The organism is Nitrosospira sp. Nsp14, assembly GCF_900113575.1.
Classification (GTDB): Bacteria; Pseudomonadota; Gammaproteobacteria; order Burkholderiales; family Nitrosomonadaceae; genus Nitrosospira.
Genome location: NZ_FOPV01000049.1, coordinates 1 through 1,225 on the forward strand (window position 1 = coordinate 1; position 1,225 = coordinate 1,225).

Sequence of the window (1,225 nt, forward strand, 5' to 3'; positions counted from 1 at the left end):
TGACGTCATCCCCAAAAACTAGGGCAGTTCTAAATTAGAGTAAAGTCGCATCTGGCTCCCTTATTGAAGGAGTTTGAAGCGATGAAGAGATCCCGATTCACCGAGGTGCAGGTGGCATATGCGTTGCGACAGGCCGAAGCCGGCACGCCAGTGATGGACGTGTGCCGCAGCCTGGGCATATCCGAAGCGACGTTCTACATCTGGAAGAAGAAGTACAGCGACCTGGGTGCCAGCGAGGTCAGGCGGTTGCGCCAGCTTGAGGAAGAGAATGCCCGGTTGAAGCGTGTGGTGGCTGATCTGACGCTGGACAAGAACATCCTGCAGGAGGTCATCCGAAAAAAGGTCTGACGCCGACACGCCGCCGGGAAGTTGTTCAATGGATCATCGATATGTGCAAGGTGAGCGTTGAACGGGCGTGTCGGCTAGGCAATTTCTCTCGCGGCGGCTGGTACCGCAAGAGTACGGCCAAGGATCAGTCAGGATTGCGCATGCGCATTCGCGACATTGCCATGAGCCGTCCGCGGTTTGGTTACGAGCGCATTCACGTCCTGCTTCGGCGTGAAGGCTGGCATGTCAATCTCAAACGTGTCCATAGGTTGTATTGTCTGGAAGGTCTTCAAGTGCGCATGCGGGTACGCCGAAAGAAGCGTATGAGCCTGCACCGTGGGCCGGCACCGACGCCCACGGCGCCAGGACAGCGTTGGAGCATGGATTTTGTGCACGATCAACTGGTCAATGGGCAAACCTTCCGGGTTCTGACAGTCGTCGATAACTGGAGTCGTGAGAGCCCGGTATTAGAGGTGGGTTTTCGGTTAACCGGCAGCAGCGTGGTTGAGGCGCTCAGTCGGGCTGGCAAGACGGTTCGCCTGCCAGCATGCATCACCGTGGACCATGGCACCGAATTTACTTCCAGAGCACTGGACTGCTGGGCTTGGGAGAACAAGGTGCAGCTTGATTTCACGCGCCCTGGAAAGCCTACGGACAACGGGCTTTGCGAGTCATTCAATGGTCGGCTACGCGACGAATGTCTGAATACTTACGAATTCGAATCCCTGGAGCAGGCAAGGCGTATCATCGAAGCGTGGCGACGCGACTATAATGATCACAGACCCCACGGTTCGCTCGGAAAGCTGACCCCAAGCGAATACGTTAAATCCAACCAGGTCAGACTGCTCGAAGCGGCTAGATTCTAGTTTTGAATCCCATCAGAATTGGGGGAACATCA

Annotated in this window: 1 protein-coding gene; it reads left to right on the plus strand. The window is 55.8% G+C overall.

What is annotated here, in order from left to right:
* Positions 1–81 precede the first annotated feature (81 nt).
* Positions 82–1,193 (plus strand): IS3 family transposase gene (locus BM022_RS14970; protein ID WP_371264344.1). Its coding sequence is split into 2 segments (ribosomal slippage): positions 82–334 and positions 334–1,193, totalling 1,113 coding nucleotides; the frame shifts between segments, so codons are not numbered across the junction.
* Positions 1,194–1,225 lie beyond the last annotated feature (32 nt).